Here is a 16,682-nt window from a genome sequence, read left to right on the forward strand (position 1 = left end):
ATTTGAACACGTTCAGGCCGCCCGGGCATCCCGCTGGTCCAACCACTTCAGGATCGCCTGGTTCGTTTCCGCCGGCTTCTCCTGCTGGATCCAATGACCACAGTCCAGGCTGACCACCTCCACGTCGGGCACGAATTCGGTCAGCCTTTCGGATTTTTGCACCACGTCACGGTCGCCATAGATCATGAGCGTGGGCTGCCGGACGATCGGGTCCACGTCCGCCAGCAAGCGCCAGTTACGGTCGAGGTTCCGGTACCAATTCAGACTGGCCGTGAACCCGGTTGATGCGAAGGCGGAGACGAAAACGGCCAGGTCGCTGTCGCTCATTACGGGGTCACCGAGCGGTGTTTCTGCCCTGGCGAGGTCTATCAACGCCATACCTGGCCGAGGCTCTCGCGGGGGCTCGTTCTTACGGAACATGTTGCGAAGGAACTGGAAGGTGTTCTCGTCGAATACGGCGTCGGCGACACCTGGCTGCCGATTGAAGTGGACGAAATAGAAGTCGCCGCCGAGCGCCTCCGCCATGGACTCGATCCAGGGCTTTTCCCCGCGCTCGAGGTAGGGCACGCTCAGGTTGATCACTCTGTTGACACGGTCCGGATGCAGCAGGGCCAGGCCCCAGACGACAGCTGCCCCCCAATCATGCCCGACGAAGGTGGCATCGTCGTATTCGTAGTGATCGAGAAGTGCGACGAGATCACCCGACAGGTTTTCGATGTCGTAGTCGGTCACCGCGGCCGGTCGGGATGAATTGCCATAACCCCGCTGGTTCGGGACGATGACATGGTGGCCCGCCGCGGCAAGTGCGGGCACCTGATGGCGCCAGGAAAAGGCGTGCTCCGGCCAGCCGTGACAGAGCACGATGGGTTTTCCGGCATTGCGCCGGCCGGCTTCGAAGACTTCGAGTTCCACACCGTTGACGGCAATGAGGGTGGACTCGGGAAAATCGGTGGATTCAAACAACGCGGTCATGCCGACATCCTGCCGAGGAAAACCGGTCATCCTCTGACCGGTTTTTGTGGAAGTGTTGCCGGCGTGCGAGCCGACCGGCTGATGGCCATCCTCCTGCTGCTGCAACAGCGCGAGCAGGTGACCGCCGCCGAGGTCGCCCGAGAGCTGGAGGTCTCCGAGCGCACCGCCCGCCGCGACCTCGACGCCCTGGCCATGGCCGGCGTGCCCGTGTACTCCCTGCAGGGCCGAAGCGGCGGCTGGCGCCTCGTGGGCGGCGCCCGCACCGACCTGTCCGGGCTCACCGCCAGCGAGGCCCGCGCCCTGTTCCTGGTCGCCGGGCCGGCCTCGGCTGCCACTCCGGCCGTGAAAGCAGCCCTGCGCAAGCTGGTCCGGGCCCTGCCGGAGCCCTTCCGGGTGCAGGCCGAGGCGGCGGCGTCGTCGTTGGTCACCGACCCGCAACGATGGGGATCGGTTCCGGTCGAGCGCCGGCCACCCCGGTTCCTCGACGAACTCCAGGACGCGGTGATTCGCGGCGTCCAGGTGCGGCTCGGCTACGTCGACCGCGACGGCGCCGAAACCTCGAGAACCGTCCACCCGCTGGGCATCGTCGCCAAAGGGCCGTCGTGGTACCTCGTCGCCGGCACCGGCGCCGGCCGGCGGACCTTCCGTGTTGACCGCGTGTCCTCCGCCGAACCGACCGGCGATCCCGTGCATCGACCCGCGGACTTCGACCTTGCCGGGAGCTGGCGCGAGATCGCCGACGAGGTCGACCGCAGGCGGACGCCGCTCGAGATCCAGGCGGTGTGCGCACCCGACGGGATCAGCGTGCTCCGGATGATGCTCGGCGGACGGCTCGAGGTGGGAGGTCCCACGACCGACGGCCGCATCGAGGTCGTGATCCGCGGCCACAACGAGTACATGCTCGCCGGCGAGCTGGCCTGGCTGGTCGAATGGCTCGAGGTGACCGGCCCGCCGGGCGTACGAGACCACCTGGCCTCGATCGGCGACGCGCTCGTCGAGCGATACGGCCGCAACCGGCACGAGGACGGCGGTAGTCCGGGATAAATCGGTCGACCTGCCGGGGCGGCGGTGTGACCCTGCGCGGATGACCGAGGACATGGGACGGCGGCTGGCGCGGGCGCGGTTTCCGCGCAGTGCGGGGTATGCGCCGGAGTGGATGATCGAGAACTGGATGGGGCCCAACGCCATCTGGCTGGTGGAATGGTTGTGCCAGGCCCTGGAGTTGCCGGCCGGGGCACGGGTGCTCGACCTGGGGTGCGGCAAGGCGGCCACCTCGATCTTTCTGGCCCAGGAGTACGACGTCCAGGTGGTGGCGGCCGACCTCTGGATCAAGCCCACCGAGAACTGGCAGCGGATCGAGGCCGCCGGGCAGGGCGGGCGAATCCTGCCGGTGCTGGCCGAGGCACACGACCTGCCGTTCGCCGAGGGGTATTTCGACGCCATCGTCAGCGTCGACGCCTACCACTACTTCGGGACGGACGGGCTCTACCTCAGCTACCTGCGCCGCTTCCTGGCTCCGGGCGGACGCCTCGGGATCGTCGTTCCGGGGCTGGTCGCGGAACTGGACGACGGGCTGCCCGAGCACCTCGCGCCCTACTGGGAGCCGGATTTCTGGACCTTCCACTCACCCGCCTGGTGGGAGCTCCTGTGGCGTCGCAGCGGCGTGGTCAGGGACGTCCGCGCCGACTTCCTCGAGGACGGCTGGCGGGACTGGCTGGCCTGGAGCGAGGTGACGCTCGAGGTGACCGACGACGAGTTCGCCCGCACCGTGGGGCGCCGGGAAGCCGAGATGCTGAAGGCCGACGCCGGCCGCAACCTCGGGTTCACGCGAGTCATCGCCAGAACTATTCCTTGACAGGAATATTCTCCTCGGAGAATACTAGCCGGCATGGACGCGATCCTTGCCTCGTTGGCCGATCCCGCCCGGTGGCGGCTCGTCGAGCTGCTGGCCGGGCGGCCCCGGCCGGTCGGGGTGCTGGCCCAGCTGGCCTCGGCCCGGCAGCCGCAGACGACCAAGCACCTGCAAAATCTCGAACGCGCCGGCCTGGTCACCGCGCAGCGCAGTGGGCAGCGGCGCATCTATGCGCTGAATCCCGGGCCGCTGCGGGAGCTGGCGGCGGCGCTCCACGCGCTGGCCGACGCCGCGGACGAGGGATCGACCGGCGACTTTGCCCGGTACGGGATGAGCATGCAGGCCGAACGGCTGGCGGCGGACGGGGCCGGCTGGGCCGATGAGCGCGAGTTCCGGTTCGACCGGTCGCTGGCCGCGGAGCCGGACGTCGTCTGGCGGCACCTCACCGAGACCGAACTGCTCGCGACCTGGTGGACGCCGGACGACCTGCGTGTGTCCGAACTGGTCTTCGAGGCGCGGCCCGGTGGGCGGATCGTCCAGGAGTACCGCGATGTCGAGGACCTCGACGGCTCGGACGTGGTGGTCGGGCGCGCGGAGGGTGCGGTCGACGCGGTACGGGCCGGCGAGTTCCTCGCGTACCACCTCTCTCCGCTCCTGCCCGACGGTGGCCGTGCGTTCACCGCCCACCTCGAGTTCCACCTGGTAGCCGCCGGCGGCGGCACCATGCTCGCCATTCAGTACCGGATCACCGGGAGCACGGTGGATTCGGCCGACTTCATCGCTGGGATCGAGATCGGTTTCGGTCAGAGCCTCACCAAGCTGGCGGCCGTGGTCGCCGGCCTCGACTCAAGGAGCGCATCATGACCCGCAGAGTGGTCGCCAACATGAGCCTGTCCCTCGACGGCTGCTACGCCAAGGCGGACAACCCGATCGACATGAGTTGGGTGATGCCGTACGCCGTGACCGACGTCGCCCGTGAGCACGTCACCAACCTCTACCAGCCGGCCACCACGGCACTGCTCGGCCGGGTCAACGCCGAGGGTTTCATCGGCTACTGGCCCGCCTTGATCGAGATGGAGGGCGCCGACCCGCGCGACGTGGGTTTCGCGAAGTGGCTGGTCGACGTGGACAAGGTGGTGCTCTCGTCGACGCTCACCGAGGCGCCGTGGGAGCGGACGACGGTGGTCAACAAGCCGGCCACCGAGGTGGTCGCCGATCTCCGCGAGGCCGACGGCGGAGACATCGTCGTCTTCTCCAGCGCGAGCATCATCAAGGCCCTGCTCGCGGCCGACCAGGTCGACCGGCTGGCCCTGATGATCTTCCCGATCTTCCTGGGTGGTGGCCCGCGCCTGTTCGACGACGGCCTCCCGCCGGCCAAGTGGCAACTGGTCAGCGAATCCGCCGGCGACCACGGCGCCATCGCCTTGATGTACGACCGGCTCCGCTGATCGGGCGGCCCGCCCGGAAAGCAGGGTCGCGCCCGGAAGCAACGGTGGCGCCGCTTTTGCCGCGATCGACGGGTTATGCCCGATGCTGCGGGCCGTGCCAATGTTCGAGAGCCTCGCCGAGGCCGCCGACCGGCTGGCCGGTGGTCTGCAGCCAGGCCGCATGACCGTCCGGCCGGATCAGGAGCCCGGCAAGGTCCGGGTGGTCGGGACAGATAGCCCTGACGATGTCGACCCGGCCGCCCCACCCGGCCGCCACGTCAAGATCGGCAGGCGCGGCAGGCGCGGCAGGCGCGGCAGGCGCGGCAGGCGCGGCAGGCGCGGCAGGCGCGGCAGGCGCGGACAGGTCGAGGAGGAGTGGGCGGCCGGTGCGCAGCAGCGTTGCCACGTCGGTTGCTCCGGCGGCGGTTGTCAGCTTCAGGTTGGGGACCAGGCGGCCCAGCCACGGGTGGTCGCCGTCCGGCAGCATCTCGTAGCGCGTGTCCAAGGCCGTGACGATCTCGGCCAGCGCCCGGTTGCCCGCCGGATGCTCGGCGACCCGGCCCAGCAGATCGGCCAGCAGGTCCGGTGCCGCCGCGCCCAGCCGCATCTGGGCCCGCGTGTTGGCCAGCACCGCGGCGCCGGCCGCGTGCCGCTCGCGGTGGTAGGTGGCCAGCAGGTGGGGCGGTGCGTCGCCGCGCACCGCGGCGGCCAGTTTCCAGCCCAGGTTGACCGCGTCGTCCAGGGCCACGTTGACGCCGATCGCGCCGGCCGGCGGGTGGATGTGGGCGGCGTCGCCGGCCAGGATCACGCGGCCCCTGACGTATTCGGTGGCCTGCCGGGCCGCGTTGCCGAAACGGGTCAGCCAGCGCGGGGCGGCCAGTTCCACGTGGCGGCCCAGGGCCCGGGCGACCGTCGACTGGAGGCGCTCCAGCGTGACCGGCGCGGACGGATCCGGGTCGTCGGTGACGATGCGGACGTAACCGGGGCGCGGGATGACGAAGACCGCGCCGCCCGGGCCGGTCGTCATGCCGTACGGCACATCGGTTTTGATCTCGACGTCGCCGAGCAGCGAATAGTGGGTGGACGGCGTGCCAGGGAAGTCGATGCCGGCCAGTTTGCGCACCGTGCTGCGGCCGCCGTCGCAGCCGACCAGGTATTGCGCGCGCAGCTGGCCGTCGCCGACCCCGTCCGGGTCCTCCACCAGTGACCGCAGCTCGTAGCCCCGCCGGATCTCGGCACCCAGTGCCAGCGCGTGCTCCTCCAGCACCTCCTCCACCCGGGTCTGCGGGATGCCGAGCGTGAACGGATGATCGGTGTGCGCGCCGGCCAGGCCCAGCGTCACCGGCAGTCCGGCGAACGGCGCGTGCGGCACCGGCCAGCCCTCGCCGATCAGCCGATCGGCCAGGCCGCGCCGCGCGAGCAGGTCGAGCGAGCGTGCGTTGAGCGTGAAGCTCCGGCAGTACCCGGGGCGCTGCGCATCGCGCTCGACCACGGTCACCGCGATCCCGGCCAGCCGCAGCTCGACGGCCAGCATCAGCCCGGCCGGGCCGGCCCCGGTGATCAGCACCCCGGTCATGCCGGCCAGCTCGAGGTGGGCCAGGCCAGGCTGCCGTCCCGGATCTCGGCCGCGGTTCTCGTGATCCACACCAGTTCCGCCTCCAGGGCGTGCAGCGCGAACTCGCCCTCGATCATGAACAGCCGCGGGAGCTGACCGGAGCCGACCGTCTCGGCCAGCAGTTGCCGGTGTGCGGCGATCTGGTCCCGCAGGTGGCCGGCGCGTTCGGTCAGCGCGTCGGCGGCACCGTCCGGGCCGAGTGCGCCGAGATACGACACCGCGGCCAGGAACTTCGGGTATTCGGCGACGGGCTTGCGGATCAGCTCGTCGATCCACCGCACGAACTCGCCCTGCCCCAGCTCGGTGGGCGCGTACACGGTGCGCTCGGGCCGGCGGCCGGCGCGCTGGGTCTCCACCGGCTCGATCCAGCCGTGCCGCACCAGCGACTGCACCACGTCGTACAGGGAACCCGAATTGATCTTGAAGTTGCCGTCCTTCTGACGCTCGCGCAGCGTGGCCGTCATCTCGTAGGGGTGCATGGACTTTTCCTGCAGCAGGCCGAGCACCGCCAGCGCCAGCGTGTTCTTGATCGTCACAGATATCACCGGTTCCTAATAGTCGGTTCCGACTATACAGTTCTCCCAGCGACTGCGCAGGTGCCCGTGTTAGCTTGCGGTGCGTGACCAAAGATGCAGCTACGGGTGGTAGTGCATCGTGCTGATCGCGATCGGCGTCCTGTCCATCGTGTTGCTGACAGCGGCCACCGGCTACTTCGTGGCGCAGGAGTTCGCCTACGTGGCGGTCGACCGCGAGCGCCTGAAGCGGATGAGCGAGGACGGCGACGCGGCGGCGGGCCGGGCGCTCAAGGTCACCCAGCGGCTCTCCTTCGTGCTGTCCGGCGCCCAGGTCGGCATCACCGTGACCGCCCTGCTGGCCGGCTACGTGGCGGAGCCGTTCCTGGGCCGCGGCACGGCCGAGCTGCTCGGCGCGGCCGGCGTCGCCGCGGCGGTCAGCACCTCGATCTCGATGGTGGTGGCGCTGCTGTTCGCGACCGTGGTGCAGATGGTGCTCGGCGAGCTGGCCCCCAAGAACCTCGCGATCGCCAAGCCCGAGGCGCTGGCCCGCGCGCTGTCCCGCTCCACGCTGGTCTACCTGGCCGTGGTCGGGCCGCTGATCCGGGTGTTCGACGCCACCGCGACCCGGCTGCTGCGGGCCGTCGGGATCGAGCCGATCGAGGAACTGCCGCAGGGCGCCACCTCGGAGGACCTGGACCGGATCATCGCGGCGGCCAGCACCCACGGCACTCTGGACGCGCACGCGGCCCGCCTGCTCGACCACGGCCTGGACTTCCGGGACCGCACCGCGGCCGAGACCATGCGGCCCCGGGTCGACGTCGTCACGATCGGTGCCTTCGAGCCGGTGCAGCGCGTGGTCGAGCTGCTGGACACCGGTCACTCGCGGTTCCCGGTGATCGGTGACGACGTCGACGACGTGGTCGGGGTGGTGTCGATCGCCGACGTGGTCGCCCTGGAACCCGCCGAGCGCACCACCACGATCGTGCTCGGCCTGGCCACGCCGCCGGTGGTGGTGCCCGCGTCGGCCCGGCTGCCCGAGGTGCTCGACCGGCTCAAGGCGGCGCACCGGCAGACCGCGATCGTGGTGGACGAATACGGCGGTTTCGCCGGCATCATCACGCTGGAGGACGTGGCCGAGGAACTGGTCGGCGAGATCCGCGACGAGGACGACCTGCCGGAGCCGACCATCGAGCGGGACGGCGAGGCCGAAGGGTCCTGGCAGATTCCCGGCCGGGCCCGGATCGACGAGATTGCCGAGGCCACCGGGGTGCTGTTGCCCACCGACGACGCCTACGACACGGTCTCCGGCCTGATCCTGGCTCGTCTCGGCCGGCTGCCCGCGGCCGGTGAGGAGGTCGAGGTGCCGCTGCCGCCCGCGGTCGACCAGGACGGCAACCCGCAGCCGCCGGGCCGGGCAAAACTCAAGGTCTTGGAGGTACGCCGGCACGTGCCGGACCGGGTGGCCATGTCCCTGCGGCACGAGGGTCAGGTACGCCGATGAGCACCACCTGGGCCCTGCTGATCTCGTTCCTGCTGCTGGTGCTGAACGCGTTCTTCGTGGCCGCCGAGTTCGCGCTGGTGGCCGCGAAACGCCACCGCCTGGAGAACGCCGCGGCCGAGGGTTCCCGGGGCGCCCGGGCCGCGATCGCCGGCACCCGCCAGCTCTCGATGATGCTGGCCGGCGCGCAGCTCGGCATCACGCTCTGCACGCTCGGCCTCGGCGCGCTGGCCAAGCCCACGGTCGCGCACCTGCTCGAACCGGTGTTCGAGACGCTCGGCCTGCCCGCGACGTTCGCGTACGGCATCGCCTTCGTCCTGGCGGTTGCCCTGGTCGGCTTCCTGCACGTGGTGGTCGGCGAGATGGCGCCGAAGTCGTGGGCGATCAGCCACCCGGAGACTTCGGCCCAGCTGCTGGCGATCCCGTTCATCGGCTTCACCACGGTGTTCCGGCCGGTGCTCACCGCGCTCAACGGGCTGGCCAACGCCTGCCTGCGGGCCATCAAGGTGACGCCGCAGGACGAACTGGCCCAGGTGCACAGCCCGGAACAGCTGCGGATGCTGCTGGAGACGTCGAAGGAGCACGGCACGATCGCCGCGGCGCAGCACGAACTGCTCACCGCGATGCTCCAGGTCCAATCCACGACGGTACGCGACGTGATGGTGCCGACCTCACAGATCGTCACGGTCGAGGCCGGCACCGACGCCCGCGCGGTCGAAATCCTGAGCACCAGAACGGGCCGCTCCCGGCTGGCCGTCACCGACGAGGACGGCACGATCGTCGGCGTGGTGCACGTCCGCGACGCCGCCAAGGTCACCAGCTACGGCCGCCAGGAGACCGCGCGGGCCCTGATGTCGACGCCGCTCCCCCTGGCGGGCGACACCACGGTGCTGGACGCGATCGCCGCCATGCGCCAGCAGCGTGTCCAGCTCGCCCTGGTCTCGACGGCCGACGAGGTGCTCGGCCTGGTAACCCTCGAGGACCTGCTGGAACAGGTGATCGGCCAGTTCGACGACGAAACCGACCCGGTGATCGACGCGGCCCGGCGTGCGGGCCGGACGCACAGCGCCCGCTGATCCCGGTGTGCGCCGGAGCCGGCCCGGTCGTCAGCGACGGTGGCGCTGGTGCCTTTCGGTGCTGTCCAGCTTCCGGCGCGCCGTAACGGGTCAGGCCGGTTTGGCGGGCTTTGGCTTTGGCTTGACGGCCGCCGGTTTGGCCTTCTTTGCGGGCGGATCGGCCGGTTTCACCTTCGCGACCGGCTCCGCCGTCCCCTCGGCCGTCCGCCCCTGGAAGGACAAATCGGACCTGCAGGCCACCGCGTTGAGCGTGAACTCGTCGGGCAGCGCGGTGGCCTCCCCGTAGGACGCCTCGATCGTGGTGGTCAGCGCCTTGCCCGGGACCAGCTTCGTGCCGTCGGCCCGGACCACGTCGCCGTCCTGGTGCCAGGTGGCGTTGCTGCCGCGCAGGAGCTTCTGGTCGCCGGGCAGCCGGAACGACAACCGCCAGCGGTCGAGCGGCACGGCACCGTCGTTGACCAGGGTGAGGGTGGCCGAGGTGCGCCCGGCCGACACGTCCCGCAGGTGGTAGCGCACGCTGCAGCTGATCGGCGCGCCGAGAGCCGCGGTGGCCGGGGTCCGTTCGGCACGGTCGTTCCACCACCAGGCGCCGGTCGTTGCGGCTGGCACGGCCAGCGCCAGCGCCGCCACCGCGAGGCGGCGCCCGAAACCGGTCCCCGCAGCCCGATGACCGCCGGCACCGGAACCGCCGGCACCGTTACCGCCGGCACCGGAACCGCCGGCACCACGACCGGCGGCGACCCGGGTGGTGGCGAGGTCATCGTCCACATCGTCGTCCGCGCCGGTCGGCAGCGGTGACATCGCCGGCAGCCCGGCCGCCTGCGCCAGCACCCGCGCCGCGTCCGCTGCCGACGGCCGGTCGGCCGGCTCCTTGCCCAGGCATCCCGCACACAGCGACGCCACCCGGGCCGGCAGCCCCGCCACCGATGGCAGATCGGCCGGATCGTGATAGCGATGCGCGACCAGCATCTCCGTCGTGGTCGACGCCCGCCACGGCAGCTCCCCGGCCAGCATCAGATAGAGCAGCAGCCCGAGCGCGTACACGTCGGTAGCCGGCCGCACCAGGCCGCCGGCCAGCCGTTCCGGTGCCAGGTAGGCGGGCGTGCCGAGCACACTGTCCGGCTCGCCCACCGCCGCCGAGATGCCGAAGTCGACCAGCTTCACGCCGGTCGCGGTGACCATCACGTTGGCCGGCTTCACGTCCCGGTGCACCACCCCGCGCCCGTGCGCCGCCGCCAGCGCCGCGGCCACCTGCGCGCCGATCAGCACCGCTACCGGCCACGGCAGCGGACCGGCGCTGAGCAGGTCCTTCAGCGACCGGCCGGCCACCAGCTCCATCACCACATAGGGCACCGGCACCCCGCCGACCAGGCTCTCGCCGTAGTCGTACACCTCCACCACGTTGACGTGCCGCAGTCCGGCGGCCGCCCGCGCCTCGGCGTGCAGCTGGGTGAGCAGCGTGGGGTCGGCGGCCAGTTCGGCGGACATCACCTTGACCGCCACCTCGCGGCCCAGGACCTCGTCCTCGGCCCGCCACACCACCGACATACCGCCCGCGCCGAGCGGGTCGATGAGCCGGTAGCGGCCACCGAGTTTCAGGTCGCGCTCCACGGCGAGCCGGTGCCCGCCGCATCGAAAGATCAAACATCATGGGCGTACGCGGTGGCCTGGATCGCGTATGCGGCGGCGTAGCGGCCGCCCGCGTCCAGGAGCTCCCGATGGGTACCCTCCTCGACCAGGCGCCCCTGGTCGAGCACCAGGATCCGGTCGGCGCCGGTGACCGTCGAGAACCGGTGCGAGATGATCACCGTGACGGCGCCGGTACGGGCGGCCAGGTCGCGGGCCCGGGCCAGGTAGCGCTCGAAGATCACGTGCTCGCTCGGCGCGTCCAGCGAGGCGGTCGGCTCGTCGAGCACGAACAGCAGCGGCTCCCGGCGCATCGACGCGCGGGCCAGCGCCGTCTTCTGCCACTGGCCCTCGGACAGCTCCACCCCGTCGAACCGGCGCCCGAGCTGGGTGCCGAACCCGTCCGGAAGGCCCGCCACCAGCCCGTCCGCGTCGGCAGCGCGTACCGCCTCCTGCAATTGATCTTGATCTTCCCGGTGTGGCAGGTCGCCGATGCCGACGGCGTCGCCGAACCGGACGTGGAAGCGGCCGAAGTCCTGGAACGCGGCGCTGCACCGCGCGCGCCACGCCCCGGTGTCCAGCCCGGCGAGATCCTGGCCGTCGACGAGAATCCGCCCGTGGTCCGGGGCGTAGAACTTGGCCAGCAGCTTGACCAGGGTGGTCTTGCCCGACCCGTACTCACCCACCACCGCGACCACCGACCCGGCCGGAACCCGGAAGCTGACCCGGTCGAGCGCCGGCCGGCCGGTGCCCGGGTAGGTGAAGCTGACGCCGGAGATCGTGAGACCGTCACGCAGCGTGGCCGGCGGCTGCCCCGCACCCCGGTCGCGGGCCGCCCGCCGGGCATAGTCGCGCAGCCACAGCAGCGGCTCGCCACCGGCCCGGCCCTCCATCGTCACCTGCACTCCGAACAGCGTGGCCTGCAGCGCGTCGCGCAGCGTCACCGCCACGGTCATCGCCAGCACCACGTCGCCCAATGTGCCCTGGCCGTTCGCCGCCCGGTGCACGACCAGCCCCAGGCCGGCCCCGAAACCCGCGGTGAACACGGTCCAGCCGGTCAGCCGCCAGGCCGCGGCCCGCAGCCGGGCCCGGTACCGGCCGCGGATCGCCTCGTCCCAGGCCGCCCGCTGGCGCCGGGCGATCTCCGCGCCGGCCCCGGCCACCCGGATCTCCTTGCCGCCGTCGGGGCCGGTGGCCAGGTTGAACAGGTGGCGCTGCAGCCGGAACGCCTCGGCGGTGTCCATGGTGGCCCGGCTCACCGCGCGCTGCCCGTACTGGTCGAACCACAGCGGCACGGCGGCGAATCCGACCAGCAGCACCAGCCACGGGTCGACCTGGCTGCCGAGCAGGAACAGCAGCAGGCCCAGCTGAACGGCGCCGGCCACGGCGTGAACCGCCTGCCAGGGCGCGTGGCCGATCCGCCAGCCGGCGCCCTGCAGCGCGGTCACCCGGTCCAGCAGGTCGGTGCGTTCCAGGTGGTCGAGCCGGTCCAGGCCGGCCAGCGTCCGCTCGATCCGGCCGCGCAGGTGCACCGCGCCGAGCTGGTCGGCCAGCACCTTCTCGTACACCTCCCCGGCATCGCGCAGGTATCGGTCCAGGGCGAAGATCCCGGCGGCGGCGAGGGCACCGACGGCCGCGGCGCGCTCGTCCGCGGTGACGATGCCGTCCACCGCGTGCCGCAGTGCCAGAGCCAGAGCCGGCGTGGTCGCGGTGGCCAGCACGACCGCGGCCAGCCCCGCGGCGGTCGGGAACGGGTAGCGCCGCCACGACTCGCGGAGGAGTTCGGCCAGCAGTCCGAGGTAACGGGTCATGCGGACTCCTGGAAGCGTTGGGCCTGGGTGGTGAACATCTCGGCGTACCGGCCGCGGCGGGCCATCAGCTCGTCGTGGCTGCCCGACTCGGCGATCCGGCCGTCGCCGAGCAGCACGATCCGGTCGGCCTGGCGCACCGTGGAGAGCCGGTGCGAGATGAGCACCACGGTGGCGTCGCCGCGGTGCGCGGCCAGCCGTTCGAACACCGCGAACTCGGTGCGCACGTCCAGGTGCGCGGTGGGTTCGTCGAGCACCAGCACCCGGGCGCCGGTGCGCACCGCGTACAGGGCCCGGGCCAGCACCACCTGCTGCCACTGGCCGCCGGAGAGATCCACCCCGCCGGTGCGGGCCCGGGCCAGCGGCGTCTGCCAGCCGTCCGGCAGCCGGGCCAGCACGTCGGTCAGGCCGGCGTCGCGGGCCGCGGCCGCCAGCGCCGCGTCGTCCCGGGGCACCGCGGCGTTGCCGAGCGCCACGTTGTCGGCGGCGCTCAGGTGGTAGCGCACGAAGTCCTGGAAGACGATCGAGATCCGCTGCCGCCAGGCCTCGGCGCCGATCGCGGCCAGGTCGGTGCCGTCCGCGGTGATCCGGCCGGCGGTCGGCTCGTACAGCCGGGCCAGCAGCTTGATCAGGGTGGACTTGCCGGCGCCGTTGAGCCCCACGATGCCGAGCAGCTCCCCCGGCCGGATCTCCAGGTCGAGCCGGTCGAGCACGGTCCGGCCGGTGCCCGGATAGCCGAAACTCACGTCGTCGAACCGGATCCGCGGCACGCCCGCCGGCGGTTCCGCCACCGCCGGGTCCGTCGTGGCGGCCGAGGTGAGCTCGGCACGCAGTTGGTCGTACGCGCGCACGCAGGTCAGCGCGTTGATGGTCTGGTGCGCCTGGTGGGCGTCCGCCGGGTAGATGCTCATCGCGGCGGCGAACACGGCCGCCGCGGTGGCAACCGGCACCCCGCCGCCGGCGACTGCCAGATAGGCGATCGCCAGCGGGACGAACAGCAGCGGGATCTCGCACAGCTGACGGACGAGGATCCGGCGGCCCACCGGCCACATCGGATCGAAGGCCGACCGCAGGTAGCCCTGCGACTGCTCGACCGCCCACCCGGCGGCGCCGAAGATCCGCAGGTCCTTGCCCTCACCGGGCGAGACCAGTGCCTCCGACCACACGTCGGCGCGCTGGCTGGGCACCAGCACGCCGGTCCACACCCGCCGCCAGTTCCGGCCCTCCAGCTGGGCCAGTCCCTGCAGGCCGGCGGCGGCCACGGCGAGCAGCGGGGCCAGCCACCACCGGAAGGCGGCCAGGACCACCGCGGCGCCGGCGATCCCGGTCAGCCGGCCCAGGATGTCGACCTGGGCCAGCGTTCCCGGGCCCGGGGTGCCGTCCATGAAGCTCTCCGGGTCGGCGCGGGCCTGCCGGATCAGCGCCTGCACGCCGGCGCCTTCCAGGCCGCCGATCGTGGTGCTGGTGGCGGCGAGCCGGGCCACCTCGGCCCGGTGCGCGCCGTCGATGCGCATCCGCGCGAGATAGGCCAGCGGCTCCCGGACGGTGGTCAGCACGTGGCCGAGCAGCACGACCGTCAGGTAGGCCAGCAACAACGTCATCGCGGGACCGGCGACGCCGCCGACCAGCGCCCCGAAAGTGACCGCGGTGGCCGCCGGCACCAGGCCGGCGACGAGGGTGGACAGGATGAGGCCGGCCAGCAGGCCGGTACCGACGCACCGCAGGCGTTTGAGCAGCGCGATGCGTTCGGCGAGTGCACGCCGTGACAAAAGAATCCTCCGTTTGGCCGCATGGGCCCTGGCCGCATGGGAACAGCGGCGTGCACGCGAGGTGGGCACGCCGGACATGTCGGTGCGGAGGTCAGCGCATGGCGAGCAGTCTCGATCGACCGGCGCCGATGGGCAACCCAATTACCTCAGGTGCTGGCTACCAGCGCCTCGACCCGATCGGGCGCGAAGATGCGGTCGGCCAGCAGCAGGGCGAGCCCGACCAGGCCGGAACGGTTGTCCAGCCGGGTGGCGACGATCTGCAGGTTACGGGTGGCCAGCGGCAGCGATCGGCGGTAGACCATCTCGCGGATGCCGGCGAACAGCTGCTCCTCGATCCGGGCCAGCTGGCCGCCGATCACCACGACGCGCGGGTTGACCAGGCTCACCGAGTCGGCGATGGCGTGCCCGATGATGCGGCCGGCACGCCGGGCCAGCCGGACCGCGGCGGTGTCGCCGGTGCGGATCAGCGCCACCGCGTCGTCGACCGTGGTCACCTCCTTACCGGCCGCGCGCAGGTCACGCACCAGCGCCCAGCCACCCGCGTAGGCCTCGACGCAGCCGGTGTTGCCGCAGCGGCAGATCGGCTCGTCCGCGGCGTCGTCGACGGTGACCTGGATGTGCCCGATGTCGCCGGCCGCGCCGTCGGCCCCCCGGTAGATCTCGCCGCCCAGGACCATCCCGGCGCCGATGCCGGTGCCGGCCTTGACCATCAGCATCTGCCGGACGTCGGGATAGACGATGCGCTGCTCGCCGAAGGCCATCGCGTTGACGTCCTTGTCGACCAGGACCGCGCACGAGTACTTGTCGGCGAACCAGCCCGGGATGTCGTACCTGTCCCAGCCGCTCATGATCGGCGGACTGACCACCTGCCGGCTGTCGAAGTCGACCGGGCCGGGCACCCCGATGCCGATGCCGAAAACCTCCTGCGGCGTACGCCCGGCGGCCGTCAGCAACTCGCCGAACATCACGTGCGCGGCGGTCAGGACCGGATCGGGCCCGGCCGCGACGTCGATGGCCCGTTCCCGTTCGTCCTTCACGTTGCCGAGCAGGTCGCACAGCGCGGTGCGCATGCCGGTGGCGCCGATGTCGGCCACCAGCAGCACGCCGCGCTGGTAGTGGAACGTGAACCGGCTGGCCGGACGGCCGCCGGTGGGCGTGCCCTCGCCGCTGGGCACCACCAGCTCGGCGCCGACCAGCAGCTCGATCCGCTGGTTGACCGTCGACCGGGACAGGCCGGTGAGGTGGATGACGTCGGCCCTGGTCAGGCTCGGCCGGCTCCGGAACAGCTGGAGCACCTCACCGATCCCGGCCACGGTGGCGCCGAGGGAAGACGGGCTCGTAGACACCGCAGCATCGTATTACGGTTGCCGCCTGTACGGAAGTGGCGAACCTTTTGCTTGACATCCGTCATAACTCGGTCTCTAATTTGTCGAAACATCGACGTCACATGCATGACTCCCTCCGGAAGGTGCCTCCCCATGCCACGAATTCCGATCCACCGCGGCGTCGCGGCCACCGTTTCCGCCGCCGCGCTGCTGCTCACCGCCGCCTGCGGCTCCTCCGACGACGCGGGCGGCGGCTCCGGCGACCCGGCCGGCGGCAGCGCAAAGGTCGCCGCGGTCATCAAGGGCCTGGACAACCCGTTCTTCCAGTCCATGGAGCAGGGCATCAAGGAGCAGGCACAGTCCTCGGGCAGCGCGGTCACCGTGCAGGCGGCCAACTCGATCACCGACACCACGGGCCAGGCCGACAAGCTCACCGGCCTCGCCGGCCAGGACTTCTCCTGCTACATCGTCAACCCGATCTCCGGCACCAACCTGATCCAGGGCATCGCGCAGCTGGCGGCCAGGGACAAGACGATCGTCAACATCGACAGCCCGGTCGAGGCCGCCGCGGCCAAGGCCGCCAACGCCGCCCCCGCCACCTACATCGGCACCAACAACACCTCCGCGGGCCAGAAGGCCGGCGAGCAGATGCTCAAGCTGCTGCCGGACGGCGGCAAGGTGGCCGCGATCGGCGGCATCGCCGGCGACGTGACCAGCGGTCAGCGGGTCGACGGGTTCGCGCAGGCGACCACCGGCAAGCTCGAACTGGTGCAGACCGTGGCCGCCAACTGGGAGCGGCAGGAGGCACTGACCCAGGCCACCAACATCCTGCGGGCCCAGCCCGACCTCAAGGGCTTCTTCGTCGCCAACGACGACATGGGCCTGGGTGTCGCCCGCGCGGTCGTCACCGCCGGCAAGGCCGGCCAGGTCAAGATCATCAGTGTCGACGGCATCAAGGACGCGCTCACCGCGGTCAAGAACGGTGAGGTGGACGCCGTGGTGGCGCAGTACCCGTACGCCATCGGCCTGATGGGCATGGAGGCGTGCCAGGCCGCCGCCAAGGGCGCGACCCTGCCGGCCAACGTCGAGGCACCGGTCGAGGTGGTCACCAAGGAGAACGCCGACCAGGCGCTCGCCGCCACGCCGAAGCCGTTCGGCACCTACGACGACCCCTTCAAGACGCTCCTGGGAAGCTGATC

14 protein-coding genes are annotated in these 16,682 nt (G+C 71.5%); 7 read left to right on the forward strand and 7 right to left on the reverse strand.

From position 1 onward, the window contains the following. Nucleotides 1-12: 12 nt before the first annotated feature. A complete protein-coding gene (locus Ari01nite_RS33425; RefSeq protein WP_239163246.1) occupies nucleotides 13-972 on the reverse strand; it encodes an alpha/beta fold hydrolase in 960 nt (319 codons plus the stop codon). A gap of 63 nt (nucleotides 973-1,035) precedes the next feature. On the opposite strand from Ari01nite_RS33425, the gene Ari01nite_RS33430 reads away from it, so the two are divergent. From Ari01nite_RS33430 to Ari01nite_RS33445, 4 genes are read left to right on the forward strand one after another with little or no spacing between them, the layout of a single operon-like run. Then, complete coding sequence (locus Ari01nite_RS33430) at nucleotides 1,036-2,016, forward strand: helix-turn-helix transcriptional regulator (RefSeq protein ID WP_203786238.1); 981 nt, start codon at nucleotides 1,036-1,038, stop codon at nucleotides 2,014-2,016. Between the two features lie 40 nt (nucleotides 2,017-2,056). After that, nucleotides 2,057-2,827, forward strand: a complete 771-nt coding sequence (locus tag Ari01nite_RS33435) for an SAM-dependent methyltransferase (protein WP_203786239.1) — start codon at nucleotides 2,057-2,059, stop codon at nucleotides 2,825-2,827. Nucleotides 2,828-2,860: 33 nt separating this feature from the next. Then, nucleotides 2,861-3,688, forward strand: a complete 828-nt coding sequence (locus tag Ari01nite_RS33440) for a metalloregulator ArsR/SmtB family transcription factor (RefSeq protein ID WP_203786240.1) — start codon at nucleotides 2,861-2,863, stop codon at nucleotides 3,686-3,688. Beyond that, a complete protein-coding gene (locus tag Ari01nite_RS33445; protein WP_239163247.1) occupies nucleotides 3,685-4,272 on the forward strand; it encodes a dihydrofolate reductase family protein in 588 nt (195 codons plus the stop codon). Before Ari01nite_RS33440 ends, Ari01nite_RS33445 begins: the two co-directional genes overlap by 4 nt. A 73-nt stretch (nucleotides 4,273-4,345) precedes the next feature. Here the strand turns inward: Ari01nite_RS33445 and Ari01nite_RS33450 are convergent, their stop codons facing one another. Continuing rightward, on the reverse strand, nucleotides 4,346-5,896 hold the full coding sequence (locus Ari01nite_RS33450; RefSeq protein WP_239163248.1) for an FAD-dependent monooxygenase: 1,551 nt from the start codon (nucleotides 5,894-5,896) through the stop codon (nucleotides 4,346-4,348). Beyond that, nucleotides 5,824-6,402: a PadR family transcriptional regulator gene (locus tag Ari01nite_RS33455; RefSeq protein WP_239163249.1), complete on the reverse strand. Its 579-nt coding sequence runs from the start codon at nucleotides 6,400-6,402 to the stop codon at nucleotides 5,824-5,826. Before Ari01nite_RS33455 ends, Ari01nite_RS33450 begins: the two co-directional genes overlap by 73 nt. Before the next feature lie 118 nt (nucleotides 6,403-6,520). Here Ari01nite_RS33455 and Ari01nite_RS33460 point away from each other — a divergent pair, with 118 nt between their 5' ends. Together Ari01nite_RS33460 and Ari01nite_RS33465 are read left to right on the forward strand one after the other, a co-directional pair. After that, nucleotides 6,521-7,882: a hemolysin family protein gene (locus tag Ari01nite_RS33460; RefSeq protein ID WP_203786242.1), complete on the forward strand. Its 1,362-nt coding sequence runs from the start codon at nucleotides 6,521-6,523 to the stop codon at nucleotides 7,880-7,882. Next, nucleotides 7,879-8,955, forward strand: a complete 1,077-nt coding sequence (locus Ari01nite_RS33465; protein WP_203786243.1) for a hemolysin family protein — start codon at nucleotides 7,879-7,881, stop codon at nucleotides 8,953-8,955. Before Ari01nite_RS33460 ends, Ari01nite_RS33465 begins: the two co-directional genes overlap by 4 nt. Nucleotides 8,956-9,045: 90 nt before the next feature. On the opposite strand, the gene Ari01nite_RS51040 is transcribed toward Ari01nite_RS33465, so the two are convergent. The 4 genes from Ari01nite_RS51040 to Ari01nite_RS33485 all read right to left on the reverse strand — a co-directional run bounded on the left by Ari01nite_RS51040 (nucleotide 9,046) and on the right by Ari01nite_RS33485 (nucleotide 15,504). Then, nucleotides 9,046-10,566, reverse strand: coding sequence for a serine/threonine-protein kinase (locus Ari01nite_RS51040; RefSeq protein ID WP_275410898.1), 1,521 nt, complete (start codon nucleotides 10,564-10,566; stop codon nucleotides 9,046-9,048). Between the two features lie 29 nt (nucleotides 10,567-10,595). Next, a complete protein-coding gene (locus tag Ari01nite_RS33475; protein WP_203786244.1) occupies nucleotides 10,596-12,392 on the reverse strand; it encodes an ATP-binding cassette domain-containing protein in 1,797 nt (598 codons plus the stop codon). After that, nucleotides 12,389-14,158, reverse strand: coding sequence for an ABC transporter ATP-binding protein (locus tag Ari01nite_RS33480; protein WP_239163251.1), 1,770 nt, complete (start codon nucleotides 14,156-14,158; stop codon nucleotides 12,389-12,391). The genes Ari01nite_RS33475 and Ari01nite_RS33480 overlap by 4 nt, the downstream gene beginning before the upstream one ends. 146 nt (nucleotides 14,159-14,304) lie before the next feature. Beyond that, nucleotides 14,305-15,504, reverse strand: coding sequence for an ROK family transcriptional regulator (locus Ari01nite_RS33485; RefSeq protein WP_203786246.1), 1,200 nt, complete (start codon nucleotides 15,502-15,504; stop codon nucleotides 14,305-14,307). A 132-nt stretch (nucleotides 15,505-15,636) separates the two neighbouring features. Between Ari01nite_RS33485 and Ari01nite_RS33490 the strand changes: the two genes are divergently transcribed. Next, nucleotides 15,637-16,680: a substrate-binding domain-containing protein gene (locus Ari01nite_RS33490; protein ID WP_203786247.1), complete on the forward strand. Its 1,044-nt coding sequence runs from the start codon at nucleotides 15,637-15,639 to the stop codon at nucleotides 16,678-16,680. The last annotated feature ends 2 nt before the right edge of the window (nucleotides 16,681-16,682 follow it).

Source organism: Paractinoplanes rishiriensis, from assembly GCF_016862375.1.
GTDB classification, from domain to species: domain Bacteria; phylum Actinomycetota; class Actinomycetes; order Mycobacteriales; family Micromonosporaceae; genus Actinoplanes; species Actinoplanes rishiriensis.